The organism is Sulfitobacter delicatus, from assembly GCF_900102535.1.
Classification (GTDB): Bacteria; Pseudomonadota; Alphaproteobacteria; order Rhodobacterales; family Rhodobacteraceae; genus Sulfitobacter; species Sulfitobacter delicatus.
Genome location: NZ_FNBP01000003.1, coordinates 169,986 through 192,907 on the forward strand (window position 1 = coordinate 169,986; position 22,922 = coordinate 192,907).

25 protein-coding genes are annotated in these 22,922 nt (G+C 62.0%); 17 read left to right on the top strand and 8 right to left on the bottom strand.

Features of this window, described 5'->3' with window-relative positions; genetic code table 11:
• Positions 1-31 precede the first annotated feature (31 nt).
• Positions 32-1,009 carry a pirin family protein gene (locus BLS57_RS07180; protein ID WP_093740675.1) on the top strand — a complete coding sequence of 326 codons (978 nt, stop codon included), beginning with the start codon at positions 32-34 and terminating at the stop codon, positions 1,007-1,009.
• A 46-nt stretch (positions 1,010-1,055) separates the two neighbouring features.
• On the opposite strand, the gene BLS57_RS07185 is transcribed toward BLS57_RS07180, so the two are convergent.
• The 3 genes from BLS57_RS07185 to BLS57_RS07195 all read right to left on the bottom strand — a co-directional run bounded on the left by BLS57_RS07185 (position 1,056) and on the right by BLS57_RS07195 (position 2,752).
• The gene (locus BLS57_RS07185; RefSeq protein ID WP_167356382.1) at positions 1,056-1,409 is read right to left on the bottom strand and encodes an MliC family protein; all 354 of its coding nucleotides are present in this window, start codon (positions 1,407-1,409) and stop codon (positions 1,056-1,058) included.
• Positions 1,410-1,815: 406 nt separating this feature from the next.
• Entirely contained in the window at positions 1,816-2,250 is a 435-nt protein-coding gene (gene rnk, locus BLS57_RS07190) for a nucleoside diphosphate kinase regulator (protein ID WP_093740679.1), read from the bottom strand.
• A gap of 52 nt (positions 2,251-2,302) precedes the next feature.
• Positions 2,303-2,752, bottom strand: a complete 450-nt coding sequence (locus BLS57_RS07195; RefSeq protein WP_093740681.1) for a hypothetical protein — start codon at positions 2,750-2,752, stop codon at positions 2,303-2,305.
• Positions 2,753-3,108: 356 nt separating this feature from the next.
• Between BLS57_RS07195 and dusA the strand changes: the two genes are divergently transcribed.
• The 3 genes from dusA (at position 3,109) to BLS57_RS07210 (ending at position 5,475) form a co-directional block, all read left to right on the top strand.
• Positions 3,109-4,128, top strand: a complete 1,020-nt coding sequence (gene dusA, locus BLS57_RS07200) for a tRNA dihydrouridine(20/20a) synthase DusA (RefSeq protein WP_093740683.1) — start codon at positions 3,109-3,111, stop codon at positions 4,126-4,128.
• Positions 4,129-4,240: 112 nt separating this feature from the next.
• Entirely contained in the window at positions 4,241-5,062 is an 822-nt protein-coding gene (locus BLS57_RS07205; RefSeq protein WP_093740685.1) for a sulfite exporter TauE/SafE family protein, read from the top strand.
• Positions 5,063-5,220: 158 nt separating this feature from the next.
• The gene (locus tag BLS57_RS07210; RefSeq protein ID WP_093740687.1) at positions 5,221-5,475 is read left to right on the top strand and encodes a hypothetical protein; all 255 of its coding nucleotides are present in this window, start codon (positions 5,221-5,223) and stop codon (positions 5,473-5,475) included.
• A gap of 5 nt (positions 5,476-5,480) precedes the next feature.
• On the opposite strand, the gene BLS57_RS07215 is transcribed toward BLS57_RS07210, so the two are convergent.
• From BLS57_RS07215 to ccmI, 3 genes are read right to left on the bottom strand one after another with little or no spacing between them, the layout of a single operon-like run.
• Complete coding sequence (locus BLS57_RS07215; protein ID WP_093740689.1) at positions 5,481-5,720, bottom strand: DUF1289 domain-containing protein; 240 nt, start codon at positions 5,718-5,720, stop codon at positions 5,481-5,483.
• Positions 5,717-6,202, bottom strand: coding sequence for a Holliday junction resolvase RuvX (ruvX, locus tag BLS57_RS07220; RefSeq protein WP_093740691.1), 486 nt, complete (start codon positions 6,200-6,202; stop codon positions 5,717-5,719). The genes BLS57_RS07215 and ruvX overlap by 4 nt, the downstream gene beginning before the upstream one ends.
• A complete protein-coding gene (gene ccmI / locus BLS57_RS07225; RefSeq protein ID WP_093740693.1) occupies positions 6,199-7,428 on the bottom strand; it encodes a c-type cytochrome biogenesis protein CcmI in 1,230 nt (409 codons plus the stop codon). Before ccmI ends, ruvX begins: the two co-directional genes overlap by 4 nt.
• A gap of 196 nt (positions 7,429-7,624) precedes the next feature.
• On the opposite strand from ccmI, the gene BLS57_RS07230 reads away from it, so the two are divergent.
• From BLS57_RS07230 to rarD, 9 genes are all read left to right on the top strand, one after another.
• Positions 7,625-8,869 (top strand): sarcosine oxidase subunit beta family protein, encoded by a 1,245-nt coding sequence (locus BLS57_RS07230; protein ID WP_093740695.1) that lies wholly within the window; start codon positions 7,625-7,627, stop codon positions 8,867-8,869.
• A gap of 103 nt (positions 8,870-8,972) precedes the next feature.
• Positions 8,973-9,284: a hypothetical protein gene (locus tag BLS57_RS07235; protein WP_093740697.1), complete on the top strand. Its 312-nt coding sequence runs from the start codon at positions 8,973-8,975 to the stop codon at positions 9,282-9,284.
• 111 nt (positions 9,285-9,395) lie between these two features.
• Complete coding sequence (locus BLS57_RS07240) at positions 9,396-9,725, top strand: sarcosine oxidase subunit delta (protein ID WP_093740699.1); 330 nt, start codon at positions 9,396-9,398, stop codon at positions 9,723-9,725.
• Positions 9,726-9,799: 74 nt separating this feature from the next.
• Positions 9,800-12,817, top strand: a complete 3,018-nt coding sequence (locus tag BLS57_RS07245) for a sarcosine oxidase subunit alpha family protein (protein ID WP_093740701.1) — start codon at positions 9,800-9,802, stop codon at positions 12,815-12,817.
• Positions 12,810-13,412 carry a sarcosine oxidase subunit gamma gene (locus tag BLS57_RS07250; protein ID WP_093740703.1) on the top strand — a complete coding sequence of 201 codons (603 nt, stop codon included), beginning with the start codon at positions 12,810-12,812 and terminating at the stop codon, positions 13,410-13,412. Before BLS57_RS07245 ends, BLS57_RS07250 begins: the two co-directional genes overlap by 8 nt.
• A gap of 105 nt (positions 13,413-13,517) precedes the next feature.
• Positions 13,518-14,117, top strand: coding sequence for a superoxide dismutase (locus BLS57_RS07255; protein ID WP_093740705.1), 600 nt, complete (start codon positions 13,518-13,520; stop codon positions 14,115-14,117).
• A gap of 131 nt (positions 14,118-14,248) precedes the next feature.
• Complete coding sequence (locus BLS57_RS07260) at positions 14,249-14,458, top strand: hypothetical protein (protein WP_093740707.1); 210 nt, start codon at positions 14,249-14,251, stop codon at positions 14,456-14,458.
• Positions 14,455-14,910, top strand: a complete 456-nt coding sequence (locus tag BLS57_RS07265; RefSeq protein WP_093740709.1) for a host attachment family protein — start codon at positions 14,455-14,457, stop codon at positions 14,908-14,910. Before BLS57_RS07260 ends, BLS57_RS07265 begins: the two co-directional genes overlap by 4 nt.
• Positions 14,911-14,977: 67 nt before the next feature.
• A complete protein-coding gene (gene rarD, locus BLS57_RS07270) occupies positions 14,978-15,898 on the top strand; it encodes an EamA family transporter RarD (RefSeq protein WP_093740711.1) in 921 nt (306 codons plus the stop codon).
• Here rarD and BLS57_RS07275 read toward each other — a convergent pair.
• Positions 15,835-16,386 carry an LOG family protein gene (locus BLS57_RS07275; RefSeq protein WP_093740713.1) on the bottom strand — a complete coding sequence of 184 codons (552 nt, stop codon included), beginning with the start codon at positions 16,384-16,386 and terminating at the stop codon, positions 15,835-15,837. The two genes, rarD and BLS57_RS07275, sit on opposite strands and share 64 nt — an antisense overlap.
• A 104-nt stretch (positions 16,387-16,490) precedes the next feature.
• Between BLS57_RS07275 and BLS57_RS19920 the strand changes: the two genes are divergently transcribed.
• The 3 genes from BLS57_RS19920 (at position 16,491) to BLS57_RS07290 (ending at position 21,477) form a co-directional block, all read left to right on the top strand.
• Positions 16,491-18,551 (top strand): LysM peptidoglycan-binding domain-containing protein, encoded by a 2,061-nt coding sequence (locus BLS57_RS19920; protein WP_244153622.1) that lies wholly within the window; start codon positions 16,491-16,493, stop codon positions 18,549-18,551.
• Between the two features lie 207 nt (positions 18,552-18,758).
• A complete protein-coding gene (locus BLS57_RS07285; RefSeq protein ID WP_208597541.1) occupies positions 18,759-20,543 on the top strand; it encodes an ABCB family ABC transporter ATP-binding protein/permease in 1,785 nt (594 codons plus the stop codon).
• 118 nt (positions 20,544-20,661) lie between these two features.
• Complete coding sequence (locus BLS57_RS07290) at positions 20,662-21,477, top strand: ion transporter (protein WP_093741204.1); 816 nt, start codon at positions 20,662-20,664, stop codon at positions 21,475-21,477.
• 21 nt (positions 21,478-21,498) lie between these two features.
• Here the strand turns inward: BLS57_RS07290 and BLS57_RS07295 are convergent, their stop codons facing one another.
• Positions 21,499-21,948: a DUF302 domain-containing protein gene (locus BLS57_RS07295; protein WP_093740717.1), complete on the bottom strand. Its 450-nt coding sequence runs from the start codon at positions 21,946-21,948 to the stop codon at positions 21,499-21,501.
• A 207-nt stretch (positions 21,949-22,155) separates the two neighbouring features.
• Here BLS57_RS07295 and BLS57_RS07300 point away from each other — a divergent pair, with 207 nt between their 5' ends.
• Entirely contained in the window at positions 22,156-22,860 is a 705-nt protein-coding gene (locus BLS57_RS07300) for a tetratricopeptide repeat protein (protein WP_093740719.1), read from the top strand.
• Positions 22,861-22,922 lie beyond the last annotated feature (62 nt).

Below are 22,922 nucleotides of genomic sequence, written 5' to 3' on the forward strand. Positions count from 1 at the left end.
TACACAATAAGTCCGATTGAGGAGCAATTCGATGAGCTGGAGCCCATGCCCCGATCCCGTTCCCGGTAACGCCAAGAGTGTCGATGCGATCGAGACGCTTATCGTTCCGCGGGCGGTGGATATCGGAGAAATGGAAGTTCGCCGTGCGCTCCCGTCCGACAAGCGCCAAATGGTCGGGCCGTTTATCTTTTTCGACCAGATGGGCCCGGCAGAGTTTCTGACCGATCAGGGCATCGACGTGCGCCCGCATCCGCATATCAATCTGGCGACACTGACCTATCTCTTCGAGGGGCAGATACATCATCGCGACAGCCTCGGCACGGATCAGGCGATTGAGCCGGGCGCGGTGAACTGGATGAAGGCGGGCAGGGGGATCGTGCATTCGGAGCGCACTGCGCCCGAGCGCAAGAAGACCGGCCAGCGGCTTTTTGGTCTGCAAACTTGGATGGCGCTGCCGGAGAATGAAGAAGAAACCGATCCGGCATTCATGCATCACGACAAGACCGACCTGCCCGTGGTGGAGGCCGAGGGGATGACTGCGCGGCTCATCGCAGGAGCGGCCTTTGGTGTTTCGTCACCGCTCAAGACCGCGTCTGATACGCTCTATGCTGACATCACCCTCGCGTCCGGGGCCAGAGCGCCCATCGCGGCCAATACTGAGGAACGCGCGCTCTATACCATTCGCGGCAAATTAGAGGTTTCCGGTGATACCTTTGACCCCGGCCAGCTATTGGTACTGCGCCCGGGGGACGAGATCACGGTTAAGGGGATCGACGATGGCACCGGCAGTCATGCGCGCTTTATGTTGTTCGGCGGCGCGCCAATGGAAGGGCTGCGCTATATTTGGTGGAATTTCGTTTCCTCGCGCCGCGACCGGATCGAACAGGCGCGTGAGGAATGGCGCCGGGGTCGGTTTGAGACCGTGCCCGGCGATGAGGAGGAGTTCATCCCCGCTCCTGAGGGAAAGCCCAAGATCATGCGTGCGCAGGGGGGCGTGTATTACCCCTGACGTTGGCCAATTGGGCATCGTGTTTTTAAAGGATGATAAAGGCCGGTCATTCTCTTTGCGCGTCATCACTCTGCGAACATCGCACCTTGGTGTCTTTCAGCTGGTTCTCCAGCAGCGCTGTCCCGCCCTTGGTTACCCAAACCTCAGCGCCCGAGACATAGCGCGCGCCCGAACCTGCAACGACCCCGACAAAAATGCGCATTGCGCCATTGATCTTCATTAGAGCGAGCGCGTTTGGACCTGCGTTCACATATTGCACGCGCAGCGCGGCGCCAGTGTCGCAACTATAGTTTATGGTCTCGACGCTATCGGCAGGTCCGAGCGTGAGGTTCAGGCTGGTTTGCGCGACAGCCGGCAGAGCCATCATTGCGCAAGTAAGAGCGGTCAGAAAAAGGCGCATCTGTTGTTCCTTTCGTGAAATCCTAAGTCGCGCTAGGCCGCCCGACGCTTCGCCGCAAGCCGAGAGGGGCGGCTGCCTCGGCAGGTGCCGCAGATCAGGGCTGTGGCGCCTTGCAGCGGTATGGGCGTGTTGCATCGACGGCATTTGATGGATCTCCTTGCCAACGTCTCAGCGAATAAGAAACGGCAGCTTGGACAGCGTCCGGCTGCGGCGCGGGGGATAGGCGCGGCACAGGACGGGCATTGGGAGGGAAGGTGAAAGGTCATGGCATATCTCCGGCCTGAATAGGGTCTGCCGCTATAACGGCGGGCTCACTCCCGGACGGTGCGCCATGCGTTACCACATGCGCAGGCACCCCCCGGGACGCGCATGGTTTTTGCGCGCCCTCAAGTTTGGCGCCCTCATCTCATGTCTCCTGCAAAGTTTCTTGCGCGAGGGAAGATACCTTCAAGATCTTCAACGCGCGCCGCTGTCCGTCTCGTGTTTCCCAATGGAACACAGCGTCTTCGGCCAAACCGATCAGCGCGACGCCGATGGGTGTCATGACCGAGACGCGACCGCTCGAGATATCAGCCTCCTGCGGCAAGACCAGTGTCACCGTATGATCCTTACCCGTTGTTTCGTCATGGTAAGTTACCTCGCGCCCCAGATCGACGACATCCGCGCGCAGCCGCGACGGGGTAACAATGCGCGCGCGGCCAAGCTCTTCGACCAGTTGCTCGGCCAGTCCCGGATTGCGGCGCATCATCCCTTCGGACAGGGCTTCAAGCTCCGCCAGGCGGGTACTGCTGAGCACGATTTTGGGGCGCCGAGGGCGGCGAGGTTTAGGTGGTGTGGACATGGGGTAACTCCTTCAATTGAATGGTATGGTTGCTGAGGCAGACTCCCCCACGCTACGCGCCGCGCACGTCCAGGACGACAAGCGTATCGATCCAGCCGTCTTCGCGGAGCAGGGGGGCTCTTTGCTGCTTCCTCATGCCCAGCAGTGTCGCGCCGAGGAATGAGGTCACAGGGATGCAGCCAGCATCGTGGCCCGGAACTAAAGTCAGCATGCCACTGCGGGCTTTGCCGCCACTGGTCATGAAAAAGACCGTCCGCCCTGCGATAACTAGGGTCGCTGGTGCAGGCTCAGGTGCTGGCCCGGCAAGCCGCAGTTTATGGCGCAGGAAACCTCCGATCAGCGTCGGGTTCGGGCATTCCGCCGTGAGCTCAAGGCTCAACAGACGTTCAACCCCGATCCGATCGGCGCGGATCAGTTGGAACCTGCCTCTCAGCGGCGGGCATTTGAAGGTTGGTTGATAGGCATTGCCCATGGGCAAATGCGTCGGATTGGAGATGTACATGATGGTCCCCCGGAAAGGATCGCAGTCTCAAGGATGAAATTGAGAGGGCCCCGGGGGTTGTATATACGCCTAAGCGTGCGCCACCCGGGGACGGGGGCGGTTCAGAAGCAGAAACCGAAAATGATTCTCATGCGTAACCATGGGGCATAGCCTACCCTGAATAGGTGTACTGTCAATCGAGGCGACCACGGTCGTGGCGGTGGCTGCGGGGTCGACCAGCAACGACAGTTGAACGCCGGAAGGGAATGATGTTATCGGACGTGGTCGTCTTTCGACCTTCCGCACCGTCGAAGGTATAACCGAACGGCGACAACTCGGACTTCAAATTCACTTCGCCATCCGCCCGGTAGGAAACGATGATCAAAGACGCAAATTCGACAGCCTATCGCGCCGCCCGGCTCTCCGTGGCCCCCATGATGGATTGGACCGACCGTCACTGCCGCTATCTCCACCGGCTGCTGAGCCGCGATACGTTGCTCTATACCGAAATGGTTACTGCACCTGCGCTTGTGCGCGGCGGTGCGCTGCATCTTTTGGATCACGACCCTTCGGAGCATCCTGTCGCGCTGCAACTTGGCGGCTCTGACCCTAAGGAACTGGCGCAGGCGGCGCGGCTCGGGGCGGATGCGGGCTATGACGAGATCAACCTGAATGTCGGCTGCCCGTCGGACCGGGTGCAGTCGGGGGCCTTTGGCGCGGTGTTGATGCAACAGCCGGGGCTGGTGGCGGATTGCGTTGACGCGATGCGTGCAGCTTGTGACGTCGAGGTGACTGTGAAGTGCCGCATCGGTGTGGACGACCAGATCCCCGAAGAGGTCTTGCCAGAGTTTCTGGCCCGGATCGTGGGGGCAGGCTGCACGCGGGTGACCGTCCATGCGCGTAAGGCGTGGCTGCAGGGTCTTAGCCCTAAGGAAAACCGCGACATTCCGCCTTTGGATTACGGGCTAGTGCACGAGATGAAGGGGTTGTTTCCCAATCTGCATATCTCGGTCAACGGCGGCATCACCTCCGTTGATCAGGCGCTTGGGTTCCTCGAAGGCGGGCTGGACGGCGTGATGGTGGGCCGCAGCGCCTATCATGCGCCGACCGATATTCTCGCCACAGCAGATCGCCGCATTTTCGGTGGGGACCGTGACAGCAGCGCAGAAGAGGCTGTAGAAGGCATGCTCCCCTATATCGAAGCGCATCTGACGCAGGGTGGACGGCTGGGGCAAATCACGCGCCATATGCTCGGGCTCTTTGCCGGACGTCCCGGTGCGCGGCAATGGCGGCGCATCCTGTCAGAAGGGGCGCATAAGCCCGGGGCAGGGCCCGAACTGGTCGAGCATGCTTTGGCGGAAGTCACTGCGGCGCAGGAACTGGCGGCGGCGGGCTAGGGCGTCCCGACCCATGCCGCGATGCATCGTGAGGGCTACCCTCCGCCCTTATCCCCTTGCAGTCTAACGCATAACCCGCTTGATAGGGGCATATTCACCCCGAGGAAGCGCCATGCCTGAGATGTCTCAACTGTTGCCGATGCTGGCGCTTATCGCGGGGATCGGTGGCTTTGCTGGCGTGCTCGCCGGGTTGTTGGGCGTCGGCGGCGGGATCGTTCTTGTGCCGGCGTTCTTCTATGCGTTCCAGTCGCTGGGCTTTGGCGGGCCAGAACTGATGCAGATCTGTCTTGCGACATCATTGGCCACGATTATCGTCACTTCAGCCCGATCTGTGCACGCGCATAACAAGAAGGGCGCGGTGGACTGGCAGATTTTGCGAACCTGGGCACCGGGCATCATGATTGGCGCGGTGTTAGGCGTGCTCTTGGTGGCGCAGCTGCGCACAGTGACTTTGCAGGCGATCTTTGGCGGGCTGGCACTGATCGTGGGGCTTTACCTCGGCTTTGGTCGCAGCGATTGGCGGTTGGGCACCTCCATGCCACGTGGATGGCGGCGGGCGGTTCTGTCGCCGTTGGTGGGCTTCTTGTCAGTGCTCATGGGCATTGGCGGCGGCAGCTTTGGGGTGCCGTTGATGACCCTCCACGGTCGTTCCATTCACAAGGCCGTGGCCACGGCGGCCGGGTTCGGCCTGCTGATCGCGGTGCCTTCGGTCATTGCCTTCCTGTTCGTCGAGATTGACACCGCCCGCCCGCCGCTGACCGTGGGAGCGGTTAATGTGGTGGCCTTTGGGATTGTCGTGGCGATGACGTTGCTCACGGCGCCATTGGGCGTAAGGCTGGCCCATGCGATGGACCCGAAACCGTTGAGGCGGGTATTTGCCGTGTTTCTCGTGGTGGTTGCGCTTAACATGCTGCGCAAGGCCTTCGGCGGCTAGGCAGGGCATCTATGTCCTAAGACATAGCCATAAACGCAAATCTGTCGTTTTAAGGCCCGATCACGCCAATCTTCGGACAATATTCATCAATTCGCCGCATTTCTGCCACATGGCCCCGGATAGTGGGGGGTGGATAGTAGAATCAAGGGACAGAAGACATGGGTCAGAAACGGACCAAGGCGATCATTCTCAAAGGTCGGGGCGACAGCCTTGCCTATTGGAAGCCCACGCGATCCGGCCGTCGTGCCTTTCGCTTTGATGGGATGTTCACCCGAGAGACAAGCCTGTCCTTTGTCCGTGTCGCCGTTCCTTCGGCCAACAGCAACCATGCACCAGCCGATATCGCCGCCGTGCCCGTCGGGGATGCCGCTTTGGTCTTCTTGCACGAGTTGCTTCAGCGCCGGGGCGCCTGATCGAGCTAGCTGCGGCGGGTTGCTAATTTCGCAGCACGTCCGCCGCGACGTTTCTTCGACAGATCTGCACGCTCGGGGAGGTCTGCCAGTACCTCACGCCGCGCGTCGTCGCTCATGCGGGACCATTGGCTGATCTCGTCGATGGAGCGCAAGCAGCCGGTGCAAATCCGTGCTTCGGGATGCACCACACAGATGTTGATGCAGGGGCTTTGGACCTCGTCGCGTTTCCAAACCTCGTCACTCATAACGGGCTCTGCGTACGCCGCATGACCTGCAAACGGTCGAGCAATCCCTGCAAAATATATCCCGCCGCCACATGGTCGATCACCTCAGCCCGGCGCTTGCGGGTGGTGTCGGCCTCCAACAGCGCGCGTTCAGCGGCCACGGTAGACAGGCGCTCGTCCCAAAAGGTGATGGGCAGGGGAGTCAGACGGTCAAAGTTGCGCGCGAAGGCCCGTGTGGATTGGCAGCGCGCGCCCTCAGAGCCATCCATATTGCGGGGCAGCCCGAGCACCAGCCCACCGATGCGGCGCGTTGCGATGATCTCGGCCAGCCGTGCGGCATCAACGCCAAATTTTTTGCGACGCACGGTTTCCAAAGGCGTGGCGACGGATTGAAAGCTGTCGCTCACCGCAACGCCGATGGTCTTTTCGCCAAGGTCCAGCCCAATCAGGGCCTGCATGGGGGGCAGGGCGGCGACAAAATCTGCGGTGTCGTCAAAGATCATCCGGCCACCCCTGCGCGTTCGCCTGCTGCCCGGATCATATCGAGTGCCGCGTTGTTGCCGGTAAAGACCTCAAGCGCGTTTTCATAGACCGCACGGGCCTGATCGGTATCGCCCAAGACCCCGAGCGAGGTGATCAGCCGTGCCCAATCCTGCGGCGGGCCGCCTTCGTTGGCGAGCCGGTCAGAGAGGCCAGCGACCATGCCGCCGATCATCTCCATCCGGTCATCTGCGGTCATCTCAGTGGCCGCTTCGATGTCCTCCGCACTTGGTCCCCGCGCAGGGGCACCGGTGCCGACCTGCGGTAGCTCATAGTCTACGCCAGCGAGCGCTGCGACCTGCGGGATCTGTGCGCGAATGGGTTCGATCCATGCCGCATCCTCTGGCCCCCGGCGCAGCAGCGCGTCCCAAAGGCGGAAGCCCACGTCGGGCCGTCCGGTCTGCACCATCATCAAGCCGAGGTAGTAGCGCGCTCGGCCGTTGTCTTCGTCGCGGTTCAGCACTTCGCGCAGGGCGGTTTCCGCCTCGGGCGAAACATAGCCACCTGCGGCCAGCACCAGCAGTTCGGCATAGTCGGCAATGTCCTTGGCGCTCCGCTCGGCACCCTTCAGACGCAGCACATTGGCCTGTGCGTCGGCTGCGGCAGCGAAATTTCCGATCCGCGCTTCGTTCTGGGCAAGCAAGACTTGCCCCTGCACATCATCGGGCCGTTCCTTAACCGTGGCGCGCAGCTGTTGGATCAGCTTAAGGTAATCGGCGCTCAGCCCTTCGGTCGTTGGGCTGGCGGGCAGGCTTGCCACGGCGCTGGCCTGATCGGGGCGGTTGCGGCGCATGTCTTCGGCAAAGGCAATGCGGTCCGCGAGGGCCAGATCGCCATAGCCGGGCTGGCCGAGCTTCCAGTAAAGCCCGAGTGCGCTGCCGCCCAGCACCAGCACACCGAGGGCCAGAACCCAAGGCGCAGGACGGCCGCCACCGCTTGCCACCTTATCGCACGCGGCGTCGGCGGCGAGGATACGGCGCGAGATTTCGGTGCGGATGCGGGCCGCGTCGGCCTCGGGCACCACGCCGCGGGCGACGTCGCGCTCCACCTCGGCCAATTGGTCGCGGTAGACCTTGAGGTCGTAATCCGCCTGAGCGGGCAGGGGCGTGTCCGCGCCGCGCCATGCGGCCCGCGCCAGCAGCCCGCCTACGAGAAGCGCCATCGCGCCAGAGATGATCCAGAATGTCATGGCCAATACCTAACCTCTGTCCCGCGTCGACAAAAGGCCGCAATTGCGCCAGCCCCTGCGGCATTTTTTACCAATCGCGCCGCATGTCGCAAAACCGCTCAAAAATGCCGTGGTGGTCATTTCGATTTTTCGCTCCTAGGCTCACAAGAACACACAGCCGCCGACGCGGTCCGAATCCTTGCCGGGAAGATACGTGATGAAGAAATACTCCGTTTTCGCCGTGGCCCGCGAGGCGATGCGCCACCACACAGGCTGGACCCGCGCGTGGCGCGATGCCCAGCCGAAAAAGCGCTATGATGTCATCATCGTCGGCGCGGGCGGGCACGGGTTGGCGACGGCATACTATCTGGGCAAGAACTTTGGGATCACCAATGTCGCGGTGCTGGAGAAGGGCTGGCTCGGCGGGGGCAACACTGGGCGGAACACGACGATCATCCGCTCGAACTACCTGCAAGACCCCTCGGCGGCGATCTATGAGAAGTCCCGCAGCCTCTATGAAACAATGAGTCAGGACTTGAACTACAACGTGATGTTCTCCCCGCGCGGCGTCATCATGCTGGCGCAGACCGAACATGAGGTCCGCGGCTACAAACGCACCGCCCATGCCAACGCGCTTCAGGGCGTTCAGACCGAGTTCATCGGGCCGGACCGCGTCAAGCAATTGGTGCCGATCATCAACCTCGACGGGCCACGCTATCCGGTGTTGGGCGGGCTGTGGCAAGCACGCGGCGGCACGGCCCGGCATGATGCGGTGGCGTGGGGCTATGCGCGGGCCTGCTCGGACATGGGCATGGACATTATCCAGAAATGCGAAGTGACCGGCGTGCGCCAGACGGGCGGGAAGGTGACGGGTGTCAGCACCACGCGGGGTGATATTGACTGCGACAAGCTGGGGCTGGTCGTGGCCGGGCATTCGGGGCAACTGGCTGATATGGCGGGCTTCCGTCTCCCGATCGAGAGCGTCGCCCTGCAAGCGCTAGTGAGCGAGCCCATCAAACCCTGCATGGATGTCGTCGTCATGGCCAACACGGTGCATGGCTATATGAGCCAGTCCGACAAGGGCGAGATGGTGATCGGCGGCGGCACAGACGGATACAACAACTACACCCAACGCGGCAGTTTCCACCATGTTGAGGAAACCGTGCGGGCCTTGGTGGAAACCTTCCCAATGATCTCGCGCCTGAAAATGTTGCGGCAATGGGGTGGCATCGTGGATGTGACGGGCGACCGCTCTCCGATCCTGAGCAAAACCCCGGTTGAGGGCATCTTTATCAACGCGGGCTGGGGCACGGGCGGGTTCAAGGCAATTCCCGGTTCGGGTTGGGGCTTTGCTGAACTGATGGCCAAGGGGCAGTCGCCGCTGACGCAGGCCTTCGGGCTGGAGCGCTTCGCAGAAGGCCGCTTTATCGATGAATCCGTTGCCGCCGGGGTAGCACACTGATGTTGCACCTGCGCCACAATCCGCCGCTGTGCGATGAGGGGGGGAACGCTATCGTTCCGACCGAAGTTTCCTGTTCAGACAATGCAATAAGTGGAGCTGAACAATGGCAACCCCTGAACACAACACAACCGACCGTACCGACCACACCAACACCACCACGACCACCACAACAGCAACCGACCGCGGGAACAGCGGTTTGGCGTTCATCGTGGGCGCCGTTGTCGTGGTTGTCGCGCTGCTGGCCTATTTCCTCTTTGCTGGCGCAGATGTGGACGGCACGAGCGACGTTAACGTCAATGTCGAAGGCGCAGGCGAAAGCGCTGGCGAAGCCATTGAAGATACAGGTAACGCCATTGAAGGTGCTGCCGAAGGCACAGCCGATGCCGTCGAAGAAGGCGCAACCGCGACTGAATAATATTGTTATGGCTGCATCCTTTGGGATGCCGACCACAGCAGATGAACGCCGTTCCGCGCCTTTGCGCCGGGGCGGCGTTTTTACGTTCACCACCCCGATAGGAGCCTGCCCATGCTGATCCTTACCTGTCCCTGCTGCCATGTCACCGCAGAGGAAACGGAGTTTCACGCAGGCGGGGAGGCCCATTTGAAGCGTATCGGCCCTGACGGCGCTGAGGGGGAGTTTGAAAGCTATCTCTTCATGCGGCAGAACCCCAAAGGCGTGCATCTCGAACGCTGGCGCCATGTCTATGGCTGCGGCAAGTGGTTCCATCTGGCCCGTGACACCGCGACGCTCGAGGTCTTTGGCGCCTATAGCGCGCAGACGACGTCTCCGCCCGACCACATCCGCAGCGCGATCCAAGAAAAACACCCGGAGTGGCAATGGCAAGGGGCATCCTGAGCCATGCCAACTTCGTTGCCTAATTCCCCGCGAGAGGTCCGCAAACCCTCCACCAGCCCGCAAGGTTCGACAAGATGAGCACAAGATTGGCCACTGGCGGCCGCCTGCTGAACAAGACGGCCCCGCTGACATTTTCCTTTAACGGCAAACAGATGCGCGGTTATGCGGGCGACACGCTGGCCTCGGCCCTGTTGGCGAATGATCAGATGCTGGTGGGGCGCTCGTTCAAATATCACCGCCCCCGCGGCATCGTCACCTCGGGGCCGGAAGAGCCCAACGCGCTGATGAATTTGGGCCAAGAGGGCCGGTTTGAGCCCAACGCTCGCGCCACCACCACCGAGTTGTTCGACGGGCTGGAGGCCGCGAGCCAGAACCACTGGCCAAGCCTTGAGTTCGATGTGGGCGCGATCAACAAGCACCTCAGCCGCTTTCTGCCCGCCGGGTTCTACTACAAGATGTTCATGCATCCGCGCCCGCTGTGGAAGCATGTCTATGAGCCGATCATCCGCCATTCTGCGGGCTTGGGCAAAGCGCCGAAGGCCACGGATGCGGACACCTATGAACACTTCTACGCCTTCTGCGATGTGCTGATCGTCGGCGGCGGTGTAGCCGGGTTGCAGGCGGCTTTGGCAGCAGGTCAAAGCGGCGCGCGGGTGATCTTACTGGAGCAGACTCCCCATTGGGGCGGCCGTGCGCCGGTGGACGGTGGGCGCATCGACGGTGCTTCGGTCGACGATTGGATCGCGCAGACGCTGATCAAACTGCGCGGCATGGAGAATGTGACCCTGCGCGAGCGCACGATGGGCGCGGGCGTTTATGACCATGGCTATGTGCTGGGCTATGAACAGTTGCGGGATCACGCACCCGAGGCCGCTGGCCCGCGCCACCGTCTGTGGCGCATCAGGGCAGGCCATGTGATCACCGCAACCGGGGCGATTGAACGCCCGCTGAGCTTTGCCGGGAACGATGTGCCCGGCGTGATGCTGGCCTCGGCGGTGCGGGACTATGTCGCGAATTTTGCGGTGTCGCCCGGCGACCGCACGGTGCTGGTGACCAACAACGACAACGCCTATCTCACGGCGATTGCGCTGAAACATGCGGGGCTTGACGTGCCCGCCATCCTCGACGCTCGCGTGTTGCCGCAGGACTCGCAGCTTGTCGCACAGGCCAAGGCGCTCGGCATTCGGGTGCTCATGGGGCAGGGCGTGTCTTCGGTGTTGGGTAGCAAACGGGTGACCGGGGTCGCGGTCTGCTCGCAGGCGGGCGAGGGCGCGGTGCTTGAGGAAATCGCCTGCGATGCCGTGGCGATGTCGGGCGGGTGGTCGCCTGTGGTGCATCTGTGGTCCCATTGCGGTGGCAAGCTGACGTGGGACAAGGCCCGCGCGTGCTTCCGCCCGGATCAGGACAACCCGCCGACCGGGGCCGATGGGCTGGGTTTTGTCACCCCCGCCGGGGCCGCAGCCGGGGTCTTTGCGCTGGACGACGTCTTGCACGACGCCCATGCCGCTGCCGAGGGCGTGGCCACGACCTTGGGTCTCAAACTGCCCCGCGATGCGCGTTCCCCGGTCGCCGACCGCCGCGAAGAAGCGCCAATGTCGCCGGTCTGGCAAATGCCGCAGGGCGCCAGTGTCAAACTGCGCGAAAAGACCTTTTTGGACTATCAGAACGACGTGAAGGTCTCAGATGTGCGGCTAGCAGCGCAGGAGGGCTTTGTCTCGGTTGAACACGCCAAACGCTACACCACGCTGGGCATGGCGACGGATCAGGGGAAGCTGAGCAACATCAATGGTCTGGCGACCCTCGCGGGGGCTTTGGACGCTGAAATTCCCAGCGTCGGCACCACCACCTTTCGCCCGCCCTATCACCCGATCTCAATGGGCGCGATCACGGGCGACGCACGCGGCGATACGTTTCAGCCGATCCGGCGCACGCCGCTGCATGACTGGCACGAGAGCAATGGCGCAATCTGGGAGCCGGTCGGCCAATGGCGGCGGCCCTATGCCTATGTGCAAAGCGGGGAAAGCACCCATGACGCGGTGATGCGCGAGGTGACGAACACGCGCCAGAACCTCGGCCTGCTGGATGCCTCGACGCTGGGCAAGCTCATCGTGCGCGGGCCGGATGCAGGGCGGTTCCTCGACATGCTCTACACCAACATGATGTCGACGCTAAAACCGGGCAAATGCCGCTACGGTCTGATGTGCAACGAGAACGGCTTCCTGATCGACGACGGCGTGGTGGCGCGGCTCGATGAGCAGACCTTCCTTTGCCACACGACGACAGGCGGGGCCGAGAGCATCCATGCGCATATGGAGGAATGGCTTCAGACCGAGTGGTGGGATTTCAAGGTTCATGTGGTCAATGCGACCGAACATTACGCGCAGATCGCCGTGGTCGGGCCGAACGCCCGAAAATGCCTCGAAAAACTCGGCGGCATGGACCTGAGCCGCGAGGCGCTTGGGTTTATGGAATGGACCGAGGGCGAGTTGGGTGGCTTTAAGGTCCGCGTCTTCCGCATCTCCTTTTCCGGGGAGCTAAGCTATGAGATCGCCGTTGAGGCGGGGCAGGGTCAAGCCTTCTGGGACGCGCTGCTGGTGGCGGGGCATTCCTTGGGCGTGATGCCCTATGGCACGGAATGTCTGCACATCCTGCGGGCCGAAAAGGGCTTCATTATGATCGGGGATGAGACCGACGGCACGGTGATCCCGCAAGACCTTGGGCTGAACTGGGCGATCTCGAAAAAGAAAGACGACTACCTCGGCAAACGCGCGCAACAGCGCAGCCATATGCAGGACCCGACCCGCTGGAAATTGGTGGGGCTGGAGACCACGGACGGCAGCACACTGCCGGACGGGGCTTATGCTCTGGGCGAGGGGAAGAATGAGAACGGGCAGAAGGTCGTGCAGGGCCGCGTGACCTCGGCCTATCATTCACCGACGCTCGACCGTGGCATCGCCATGGGGCTGGTGCTGCATGGGCCGGACCGGATGGGCGAGGTGCTGACTTTCCCCGGCACCGACGGCAAGACCTATGAGGCCAAGATCGTCGACCCGGTGTTTTATGATCCCAAAGGGGAGAAGCAGAATGTCTGAGACTGTCACCGCCTTGAAGAACGCCCACTATGATGCCGGAATCGCTGAGGTTTCTGAGATCGGCCCTCTGGGCATGATCACCATTCGCGGCGATCTGGACGCGCCTTTTGTGCGCAAGGTGGCTAAGAAAGTCACCGGGGTCGAACGCCCTGAGCGCGGCATGTGCAATAGCGAAGGCGGGGCGGGCATCGCTTGGATGTCGCCGGACGAACTGCTGTTGATGTGCCCCCATGCGCAGGTGCCTGATGTGCTCGCCCGTCTGCACGCCGCTTTTGAAGACACCCATACGCTTGCGGCGAATGTCTCTGGCGCGCGGGCGGTGTTTCGGGTCGATGGCCCCCATGCCCGCGAGGTGCTGGCCAAACTCGCCCCCGTGGACCTTGCGCCCGAAAAATTCACCCCCGGCATGTTCCGCCGCACCCGCGTGGGGCAGGTGCCCGCTGCGATCTGGCTGCGCGCGGACGGTAGCTTTCAGATTTTCTGTTTCCGCTCAGTCGCGCAGTATATGTTCGACCTGCTTAAAGCCGCCGCCCAGCCCGGCAGCGAAGTGGGGTATTTCCCGCCGGAGAGTGGGGTAAACCGGGAGAAAGTCTGACTATTTCGCTCGGAACACTTATCATTTGCAGACGTTGACCTTGACGTTGCCGCTTGATCCCCATCAAGTGGCCGCAGCGAAATTCCCAAATGAGGAGGCCCAGAAATGGCTTTTGAACTTCCCGATCTCCCCTATGCCCACGACGCGCTTGCATCCAAAGGCATGTCCAAGGAAACGCTGGAATACCACCACGACAAGCACCACAACGCCTATGTCACCAACGGCAACAAGGCGATTGAAGGCACCGAGTGGGAGGGCAAGACCCTCGAAGAGATTATCAAGGGCACCTACGATCCTAAAGCGGTCGCTCAGTCCGGCATCTTCAACAACATCAGCCAGCTGTGGAACCACAACCAGTTCTGGGAAATGATGACCCCGAACGACAGCCAAATGCCCGGTGAGCTCGAAAAAGCGATCACCGAGAGCTTTGGCTCCGTCGATAAATTCAAGGACGAGTTCAAAGCCGCAGGCGCTGGCCAGTTCGGCTCTGGCTGGGCGTGGCTGGTGAAAGATACCGACGGCGGCCTGAAGGTCACCAAGACCGAAAACGGCGTGAACCCCGTTTGCTTTGGCCAGACCGCGCTGCTTGGCTGTGATGTGTGGGAGCACTCCTACTACATCGACTACCGCAACGCGCGCCCTGACTACCTGTCGAACTTCCTCGACAACCTTGTGAACTGGGAAAACGTCGCCTCGCGCATGTGATCTGACTGCGCGCAGTTAATAGCGCACCGCTAACCAAAACCCCGCAGCCCGCCTGCGGGGTTTTTTCGTTGGAACCCAAAACCCCCGGCAACTGTTTTTCCAGTGACACTTCACGTCATAAGGAGAACATCATGGCCGAGCGGAAGAGATCCAACGACGGTACGCAGGAGACTGAGAAATTCGTCACTGACACCGAAACACCAGATCACGGCGGCCGCGCCGGGGGCGACCTACAAAAGGATGTCGGCACCCAAGACGCCATGCGCCGCGCTGAAAAAGGCGAAGACGGCGTGACCCGCGTCACCGGCGAGGACAAACGCAACCACGGAGAGCCTTCATGACAAAACTAAGTCAAGACACATGGGTACTGATCGCGGATGGCGAAAAGGCCCTTTTCCTGCAAAACCACACGGATGGCGATGACCCCTACCTTCAGGTTGTCCGCAAGGAAGAGCAGGAAAACCCATCCACCGGCGAACAGGCCGCAAACCGGCCCGGACGCATGAGCGATGGTCCAAGCGGGCACCGCTCAGCCTTTGACGACACCGACTGGCACGAGTTGGGTAAGGAGCGGTTCGCCAAGGACTTGTCGGATATCCTGTATAAGTTGGCGCACAAAGGCCGCTATGACCGGATCGTTCTGGTCGCGCCGCCCTCCATTCTGGGTGATCTGCGCGACAATCTGCATAAAGAGGTGCAAGACAAGGTCGTGGGAGAGATTCCCAAGACCCTGACCAACCATCCGATTGACGAGATCGAAAAGATCGTCGCAGGCGAACTCGCAGACGCCTGATTTTCCCCTTGGCGCGGGAAATGATTGCCTTCACAAGGAGAGCAACCAGCCGCGCCAAGGATTTCTGATGACCGACACCACCAAGGGTTTCGCCGCGATGATCGCGGCTTGCTGCGTCTGGGGGCTGTCGCCAATTTTCTACAAATTACTGTCACACGTGCCCGCCGCTGAGGTGTTGGCGCATCGCACCCTGTGGTCACTAGCGTTCTTTGCCATCGTGCTGACTGTGCAAGGGCGCCTTGGCGCCATTCGGAGCGCCATGGCAGGGCCGCGTGCTTTTGGCTTGCTGCTCTTTGCCGCCATTGTCATCGCAACCAACTGGTTTTTGTTCATCTGGGCGGTGCAGACGGGGCAGGCGACCGAGGCGGCGCTTGGTTATTACATCTTCCCACTGGTGTCCGTGCTGCTGGGTCGATTGGTCTTTGGCGAGCGGCTAAGCCGAGTGCAGCAGTTTGCCGTGGCCTTGGTTACCGTTGCGGTGTCTTTGCTGACCTATGGCCTTGGCACAGCCCCTTGGCTGGCCCTTGCTCTGGCGACCTCTTTCGGGCTCTACGGCTTGGCGAAGAAACGGTTGGCGGTGGGGCCGGTGGTCTCGGTCACTGCCGAAGTCCTACTGCTGTCGCCGCTGGCAGTCATTGTCCTGTGGCAAACGGGTAACAACGGAGCGGGGGCCTTTGGCGCCTCGCTGCAGGACAGTGCGCTGCTGATCCTCGCGGGTCCGATCACTGCGACGCCCTTGATCCTGTTCAGCTATGCCGCCCGTCGCCTCTCGATGGCGACGACCGGCTTGCTGAGTTACCTCAACCCGACACTACAATTCTTCTGCGCCGTGGTGCTGTTTCAAGAGCCGTTCACCGGCTGGCATGTGCAGGCTTTTGCCCTGATCTGGTGCGCGCTTGCACTCTATTCCGTCAGCACGTTTCGTCAGGACAAAGCCCGGCGCAAAGCGCTTAGGGCCGCGTCCGCATCCGCCACCACGGTCACGTAATCCAGCAGGGTTGCGTCGGCAAAGCCCCGGTCAACCACATGGCGCAGGAGCGACATGAACGGATCCCAGTAGCCTTTTGTATTTACTAGAATAACCGGCTTTTCGTGCAAGCCGAGCTGGCGCCATGTCAGCACCTCGAAAAGCTCGTCCAAAGACCCTGCGCCGCCCGGCAGAACAGTCACCGCATCGCAGTTCATGAACATCACCTTTTTGCGCTCATGCATCGTCTCGGTGACGATGTAGCTGGTCAGGTCCGTCTTGCCAACTTCCCACGCCACGAGATGCGCGGGGATCACGCCGAAAGTGTCGCCACCTGCCTCCTGCGCCGCGCGGGCGACAGAGCCCATCAGCCCGACATCACCTGCGCCGTAAACCAGCCGCAAGCCGGTTTCGGCCAGACCGCGGCCCAGAGCTTCGGCGTCTTTGGTATAGGCCGGATCATCGCCGGGGCGCGAGCCGCAATAGACACAGACCGAATGTTGTACCATGGTAAGCTCCTGTTGGTTCTGGAAAAATCGGGCGCAGATCATTTGCGCTTTTGACCCCTGTTACCCTGCTTGCTAAAAAGGCTCAACCACAGGGGAAGTACGTGATGTTCAAGGGATTAGGCCGGTCGGGCGGCATAGGGGCCACGGTGGCCGGTGCGGTCGCGGCCGCGGTATTGGCGCTCGGGGTCTGGATCGGCGGTCAGCGTGAGCTGTCTGACGAGGCGGGCGAGGGGGCAATCGCCGTATTGCCCGAGCGTGATCCGACACCTGAGAATGCCACGCTTTCCCAAGATGCTGTGCAAGGCGCGTCTGTCGGCCCGGAGGGCACGGCGGCGACCGAGCCGGATGCCGAGACCGCAGAAAGTGCGCGCGCTGCGGAGGCGCCTGCCTTTGACGAAGTGCGCCGCGATCCGGACGGCATGACCGTCATCGCAGGCCGCGCGGCGCCAGGCAGCACCGTGGCCGTGTTGAAGGACGGGGAGGAGATTGCCAGCGCGACCGCAGACGGGGCCGGGAAGTTCGCCACCCTCGCGATGATCCCGCCTGACGGCGCGGGGCATGTCTTGACGCTGCTGGCGCAGGACGGGGACGAGCAGGTGGCCTCGGCAGAGGAGATCCTTTTGGCGCCGATTGCCGCGCCGACTGTGACGGCAGAGGCTTCGGCGGAAGAGGAAACAGCGGCTGATCAAGACGTAGCGAGTGATGACGCCGCCGCAGGCGCTGAGGCGGACGTTGCCAGCAGTGCCGTGACGGAGGCCGAAGATGTCGCCCAAGTGGATGATCAGGCAGCAGAAACGCCCGTTGAAGAAATAGTTGTCGCCGAAGCGGACGCCGCGCCGGAGGAAGTGCCAAGCCCGACAGACCCCGCCGCGACGACACCGCTGGTGGGCACGGGTGAAGCCGAAGCTGGCGCAGAAGTCGCTCAGAGCGCTGAACCGACGGCCGATACGTCAAGCGGGTCGCAGGGGGCTGCAGACAGTACTGCGAACACCGAAGCGAGCCAGAGCGGCGACAACGGCCCAACAGCAAGCGATGGCGCGACCCCATTGGCGGGTACTGCAACCGCAGACAATGCCACCGGATCGGATGAAGCTGCCGACATGTCTACGGACGCCGACCTCACATCAACCGAGGATGAAGCCGCGCCCGCAAGCAGCGATGAGACTTCTCTGGCGAGCTCTGCCACCGCTGAGATGGAAGAGGAAACACCGACTGATCCTGCCCAAGCCACGCCGCTGGCGGGCACGGCAACAGCTGATGCCGCAGGCGACGAAGAAGAAGCGCCATCTCAAGAGACAGCTTCAACGGAGACTAGCGCGAGCGCCACTGAACCATCTGAGGAAAACGGAGTAGCCAGCAGCGAACCTGCTCCCTCGGCGACGCCTTTGGCAGGCACGGGCAGCGAGCAGAATACGTCAGCGATGATCGCTGGAGCCGACACAAGTGACGCCCCTGTAGTGGCCGAAACCACGCCCAGCAAACCGACCGCGACAGCGCCGACTTCCGGCCAGCAAACCGCCGAGCCTCCTGCACTGGCAGACGCCAGCCCGACAGTCACGGCACCCACCCCTGCCGAGGAAGCACCGGCCAAACCCCCGGCGCCTGCGCCAGCCGATGCGCCCGTTGCGGTGCTGAAATCTACTGCCGAAGGGGTCGAGCGGATCGACACCGCGCCGCCGCAGGTGATGACCAATGTGGCGCTGGATACCATCGGCTACTCCGACCAGGGCGATGTGCAGCTTTCGGGCCGGGCCCAGCCGGACACAAGCGAGGTGCGGGTCTATCTCGACAACGATGCGGTCATCAGCCTGCCGGTCGATAAGGAGGGCCGCTGGCGTGGCGACCTGCCGAATGTGGATGAGGGCGTCTATACCCTGCGAGTGGACGAGCTTTCTGCAGGTGGCGACGTGACCAGCCGGGTCGAGACCCCCTTCAAACGCGAATCCCCCGAAACGCTGGCTGCGGCCTCGGCGGGGGTGAGCGGCCCTCTGAGTGCTGTGACGGTGCAGAAAGGCGATACGCTCTGGGCGATTTCGCGCGAACGCTACGGTGATCCGTTCCTCTATGTGAAGGTCTTTGAGGCCAATAGCGACAACATCCGCGACCCCGATCTGATCTATCCCGGTCAGGTGTTTGACCTGCCTGAAGAAGCCATCTCGGAGTGACCTGAACGCGTTATTGAAAGCCGGTCTGTGCATGGCGCAGACCGGCTGTGCGCGCCCCCGCTCTGGCAACCTCAGCGCAAGCGGCCTATGTAGCCTGTAACCATTTCAGGAAATTACATGCCAGCCGATACAGACCAGCCCGCCGCCCAAAAGCACGACCCGCGCGCCAAACCCACCAAGCCTGAGCGCATCCCGACCGAGGCCGAGATGATCGACGCCGCCGAGCGGCAGTCGGGCTTTCTGGTGCTGCGCAAGGTCGCGCCGTACCTTTGGCCGTCAGACATGCCTTGGGTCAAGCGCCGCGTGGTTTGGGCGCTACTAGCGCTCTTGGTGTCGAAACTGGTGATCGTGGCCACGCCGTTCTTCTACCGCGACGCGGTGGATGCGCTGGCAGGCGAGGGCACGCCGATGTTGGCGCTTGGTGCAGTGGGGCTGACGGTGGCCTACGGCATGGCGCGGCTCATGGGCGTGGGCTTCCAACAGCTGCGCGACGCGGTCTTTGCCCGCGTCGGCCAGCGTGCGCTGCGGATGCTGGCGCTGGAGACATTTCAGCATATCCACAAACTGTCGATGCGCTATCACATCACGCGCAAGACCGGCGGGCTGAGCCGGATTATCGAGCGCGGGGTCAAAGGTGTCGACTTCCTGCTGCGTTTCCTGCTGTTCTCCATCGGCCCGCTGATCCTTGAGCTGATCCTCGTCGGCATCATCCTCGCCGTGCTTTTCGACATCTGGTATCTGGCGGTCGTTGCGGTGACGATCGCGGTCTATGTCTGGTTTACCTTTGCCGTTACCGAATGGCGCGTGCGTCTGCGGCGGCAGATGAACGACAGCGACACCGACGCCAACCAAAAGGCCATCGACAGCCTGCTCAACTATGAGACAGTGAAATACTTCGGCGCCGAAGGCCGTGAGGCCGCACGCTATGATGCTGCGATGGCGGACTATGAAGACGCCGCGATCAAGACGAACCATTCGCTCGCGTTCCTGAACTTCGGTCAGGCGCTGATCATCACAGCGGGGCTCGTTGGTGTTATGGTCATGGCCGCGATGGGTGTGCAAAGTGGCGAGCTTAGCGTCGGCGATTTTGTCATGGTGAACTCCTATATGATCCAGCTGACCGTGCCGCTGAACTTCCTCGGCACCGTGTACCGCGAGATCCGGCAAGCGCTGGTGGACATGGGCCAGATGTTTGGTCTGCTCGAACAACCGGCCGAGATCGCCGACAAGCCGAATGCGCCTGACCTGAAGGTCTCCGGCGGTCATGTCGCGTTGGAGAATGTGCGCTTTGCCTATGATACGGATCGCGAAATCCTGAAGGGCATTTCGCTGGAAGCCCAACCGGGCGAGACCGTGGCCATCGTGGGCTCTACCGGATCGGGCAAATCCACCATCGGGCGGCTGTTGTTCCGCTTTTACGACGTGGCAGGCGGGGCGCTTAAAATCGACGGGCAGGACATTCGCGAGGTCACCCAGCAATCGCTGCATCTGGCCATTGGCGTGGTGCCGCAGGACACGGTGCTGTTCAACGATACCATCGGATATAACATCGCCTATGGCCGCGACGGGGCGACGCAGGAGGAGGTTCAGGACGCCGCGCGCGCAGCGCAGATCCACGACTTCATCATGTCGCTGCCGCAGGGGTATGACACCACCGTGGGCGAACGCGGGCTGAAGCTTTCTGGCGGTGAAAAGCAGCGTGTGGGCATTGCCCGGACCTTGCTGAAAGACCCGCCGATCCTGCTGCTGGATGAGGCGACAAGCGCGCTCGATAGTGAAACCGAGCATGAGATCCAAGACGCGCTGCGCCGCGCGGGGCAGGGGCGGACGGTGATTACCATCGCGCACCGGCTCTCGACCATCGCCGAAGCCGACCGCATCGTCGTGCTGGAAAAGGGCGAGATTGTCGAACAGGGCAGCCATGAGGTGCTCTTGGCCAATGGCGGGCGTTATGCGCAGCTTTGGCAGCGCCAGCAGGCCGAAGAAGACTAAGCTCAAACCCGCGCCTACGCTGCATTTTTGCGCGCGGGCGCGGGGCTTTGCCGCCGATTGCTGCTGCGCTGTCGATCCGCTCTTGCGCAGCCGCACCCGGCACCCGATATCTACGCGCATGACCGATCTCAGCCAGACCGCCCCCACATCTCCCCGCCGCCGTATCGCCCGTTTTGTCGAGCGAAACGCCGTGCAGAACTTCATCCTCGCCGTGATCCTGTTCAACGCGGTGATTCTGGGGCTGGAAACCTCTGACGCGGTCATGGCCGAAGTCGGGCCGCTGATCCTAGTGCTCGACCGCATCTGCCTGACCATCTTTGTCGTCGAGATCGCTTTGAAACTCTACGCCCATGGCACGGACTTCTTCCGCCGGGGCTGGAACCTCTTTGACTTTGTCATCGTCGGTATCTCGCTGATCCCCGCAACCCAAAGCCTTAGCGTGCTGCGCGCCCTGCGTATCTTGCGTCTGCTGCGCGTGGTCTCGGTCGCGCCCTCGCTTCGCCGCGTGGTCGAAGGGCTGGTCAACGCGCTGCCCGGCATGGGCTCGGTGTTCCTGCTGATGGGGGTGATCTTTTACATCGGGTCGGTCATGGCGACCAAACTCTTTGGCGCAACCTTTCCGGACTGGTTCGGCACGCTGGGCCGGTCGGGCTATTCGCTGTTCCAGATCATGACCTTGGAGTCCTGGTCCATGGGCATCGTGCGCCCGGTGATGGAGGTTTATCCCTATGCGTGGATGTTCTTCGTGCCCTTCATCGTGGTCACGACATTCGCGGTGGTGAACCTGCTGGTTGGTTTGATCGTCAACTCGATGCAAGACGCGCATCATGAGGAAACCAACGCCAAGACAGACGACTACCGCGATGAAGTGCTGGCGCGGCTGAACGATCTCGAAAGTCTTATCAAGAGCCATAACACCCCGCCCAAACCTTGAAGGCCGGGCGGGGCGGCGCGTTTACTCTTCGCCGATCGCCTTGGCGGTGAGGTTGTCCAGCGCTTCGGTCATCTTTTCGATGTACTGGGCATCTTCAGGCAGGCCATGTGCGGCCACCAGTTTTTCCGGCGCTTCATAGGTCACATGCACGGCGCCTTCGCCGTCCGCATAGACCAACACGCGCATCGGCAGGTCCAGTCCAACGGTCTGGGCGTCTTGCATGGCAGGCGTGCCAAGCTTGGGGTTGCCAAAGATCAGCAGTTGCGTGGGGCGCAACTCCATCTCGACCTTTTCAGCACCAGCGGCATGGTCAACCCGGGCAAAGACATTCGCCCCAGCGGCTTCGACAGCACTTTCAAGCCGGTCCATCGTTGTTGCCACATCATGCGGCGAGACTTTGGCCACCAAATCCTGCGCCATCGCGGGAACTGCCGCCATGACCACGCCGGCTGCCATTAACATCGCTTTCATAATCTCTCTCCTTGCAATCAAACCTGCCCCTGACCTAGCGCCGCGCGTGGCTCTGCCAAGCGCCGACCTGATCTCTGCGCGTATCGCCGCTAACCCGTTCTATGCGACGCGGATTCTGCCCCCGCGTTCCCCGCATGGTTCGCGGGGTCTTGGCTTGGCAGCCCACCCGCGATAAGAGGGGCAAAACCAAGCCGGGGGCAGGGCGCGATGAGCGATACCGACAGTTTTATCGATGAAGTGAACGAAGAGGTCCGCCGCGACCGGCTTTATGGCTATCTGCGCCGCTATGGCTGGATCGCGATACTGGCCGTGGTGTTGATCGTCGGTGCTGCCGCGTGGAATGAATACACCAAGTCGCAGGAACGCGCTGAGGCCGAAGCCTTGGGCGATGCAATGCTTGCAGCACTTGAGGCCGACAGCAGCGCTGCGCGGGCTGACGCGCTGAGCGATGTGAATGCAGAGGCTCCGGGCGCGCGCGCCGTGTTGAACTTCATGCACGCCGATGCGCTGGCCGAAGCAGGGGATATCGACGCCGCCGTGGCACAGCTTGATGCCATTGCCGTGGACGGGGAAGTCGATGCGATTTACCGGCAGATGGCGCAATTCAAAGCCGTGACCCTTCAGGGCAAGAGCACCCCCGTCGCCGAGCGCCGCCAATCGCTTGAGGCACTCGCCCAGCCCGGCGCGCCACTGCGGCTCTTGGCCGAGGAGCAACTGGCCCTGATCGACATTAGCGAAGGCGAGACTGATAAGGCCGTTGCGCGCTACCAATCCATTCTTTCTGATGCAGAAACCAGCCCGGACTTGCAACAACGCGCCCTTCAGGTGATTGTGGCCTTGGGTGAGGAACCGGCGCTAAATGGCGCCGATGCCGAAGCTGCTCTGGACGTGTCTGCGCCAGCGGACGAGTGACAGGCGAAGGCCTCCCTCGCGGGGGGCTGTACAGGTTGTAGGAAGACAGAAAGTGAGCAGGT

Coding starts and splice junctions, on each gene's coding strand:
- BLS57_RS07180 (WP_093740675.1), top strand. CDS start 32: ATGAGCTGGAGCCCATGCCCCGATCCCGTTCCCGGTAACGCCAAGAGT.
- BLS57_RS07185 (WP_167356382.1), bottom strand. CDS start 1,409: ATGCGCCTTTTTCTGACCGCTCTTACTTGCGCAATGATGGCTCTGCCG.
- rnk (WP_093740679.1), bottom strand. CDS start 2,250: ATGTCCACACCACCTAAACCTCGCCGCCCTCGGCGCCCCAAAATCGTG.
- BLS57_RS07195 (WP_093740681.1), bottom strand. CDS start 2,752: ATGTACATCTCCAATCCGACGCATTTGCCCATGGGCAATGCCTATCAA.
- dusA (WP_093740683.1), top strand. CDS start 3,109: ATGATCAAAGACGCAAATTCGACAGCCTATCGCGCCGCCCGGCTCTCC.
- BLS57_RS07205 (WP_093740685.1), top strand. CDS start 4,241: ATGCCTGAGATGTCTCAACTGTTGCCGATGCTGGCGCTTATCGCGGGG.
- BLS57_RS07210 (WP_093740687.1), top strand. CDS start 5,221: ATGGGTCAGAAACGGACCAAGGCGATCATTCTCAAAGGTCGGGGCGAC.
- BLS57_RS07215 (WP_093740689.1), bottom strand. CDS start 5,720: ATGAGTGACGAGGTTTGGAAACGCGACGAGGTCCAAAGCCCCTGCATC.
- ruvX (WP_093740691.1), bottom strand. CDS start 6,202: ATGATCTTTGACGACACCGCAGATTTTGTCGCCGCCCTGCCCCCCATG.
- ccmI (WP_093740693.1), bottom strand. CDS start 7,428: ATGACATTCTGGATCATCTCTGGCGCGATGGCGCTTCTCGTAGGCGGG.
- BLS57_RS07230 (WP_093740695.1), top strand. CDS start 7,625: ATGAAGAAATACTCCGTTTTCGCCGTGGCCCGCGAGGCGATGCGCCAC.
- BLS57_RS07235 (WP_093740697.1), top strand. CDS start 8,973: ATGGCAACCCCTGAACACAACACAACCGACCGTACCGACCACACCAAC.
- BLS57_RS07240 (WP_093740699.1), top strand. CDS start 9,396: ATGCTGATCCTTACCTGTCCCTGCTGCCATGTCACCGCAGAGGAAACG.
- BLS57_RS07245 (WP_093740701.1), top strand. CDS start 9,800: ATGAGCACAAGATTGGCCACTGGCGGCCGCCTGCTGAACAAGACGGCC.
- BLS57_RS07250 (WP_093740703.1), top strand. CDS start 12,810: ATGTCTGAGACTGTCACCGCCTTGAAGAACGCCCACTATGATGCCGGA.
- BLS57_RS07255 (WP_093740705.1), top strand. CDS start 13,518: ATGGCTTTTGAACTTCCCGATCTCCCCTATGCCCACGACGCGCTTGCA.
- BLS57_RS07260 (WP_093740707.1), top strand. CDS start 14,249: ATGGCCGAGCGGAAGAGATCCAACGACGGTACGCAGGAGACTGAGAAA.
- BLS57_RS07265 (WP_093740709.1), top strand. CDS start 14,455: ATGACAAAACTAAGTCAAGACACATGGGTACTGATCGCGGATGGCGAA.
- rarD (WP_093740711.1), top strand. CDS start 14,978: ATGACCGACACCACCAAGGGTTTCGCCGCGATGATCGCGGCTTGCTGC.
- BLS57_RS07275 (WP_093740713.1), bottom strand. CDS start 16,386: ATGGTACAACATTCGGTCTGTGTCTATTGCGGCTCGCGCCCCGGCGAT.
- BLS57_RS19920 (WP_244153622.1), top strand. CDS start 16,491: ATGTTCAAGGGATTAGGCCGGTCGGGCGGCATAGGGGCCACGGTGGCC.
- BLS57_RS07285 (WP_208597541.1), top strand. CDS start 18,759: ATGATCGACGCCGCCGAGCGGCAGTCGGGCTTTCTGGTGCTGCGCAAG.
- BLS57_RS07290 (WP_093741204.1), top strand. CDS start 20,662: ATGACCGATCTCAGCCAGACCGCCCCCACATCTCCCCGCCGCCGTATC.
- BLS57_RS07295 (WP_093740717.1), bottom strand. CDS start 21,948: ATGAAAGCGATGTTAATGGCAGCCGGCGTGGTCATGGCGGCAGTTCCC.
- BLS57_RS07300 (WP_093740719.1), top strand. CDS start 22,156: ATGAGCGATACCGACAGTTTTATCGATGAAGTGAACGAAGAGGTCCGC.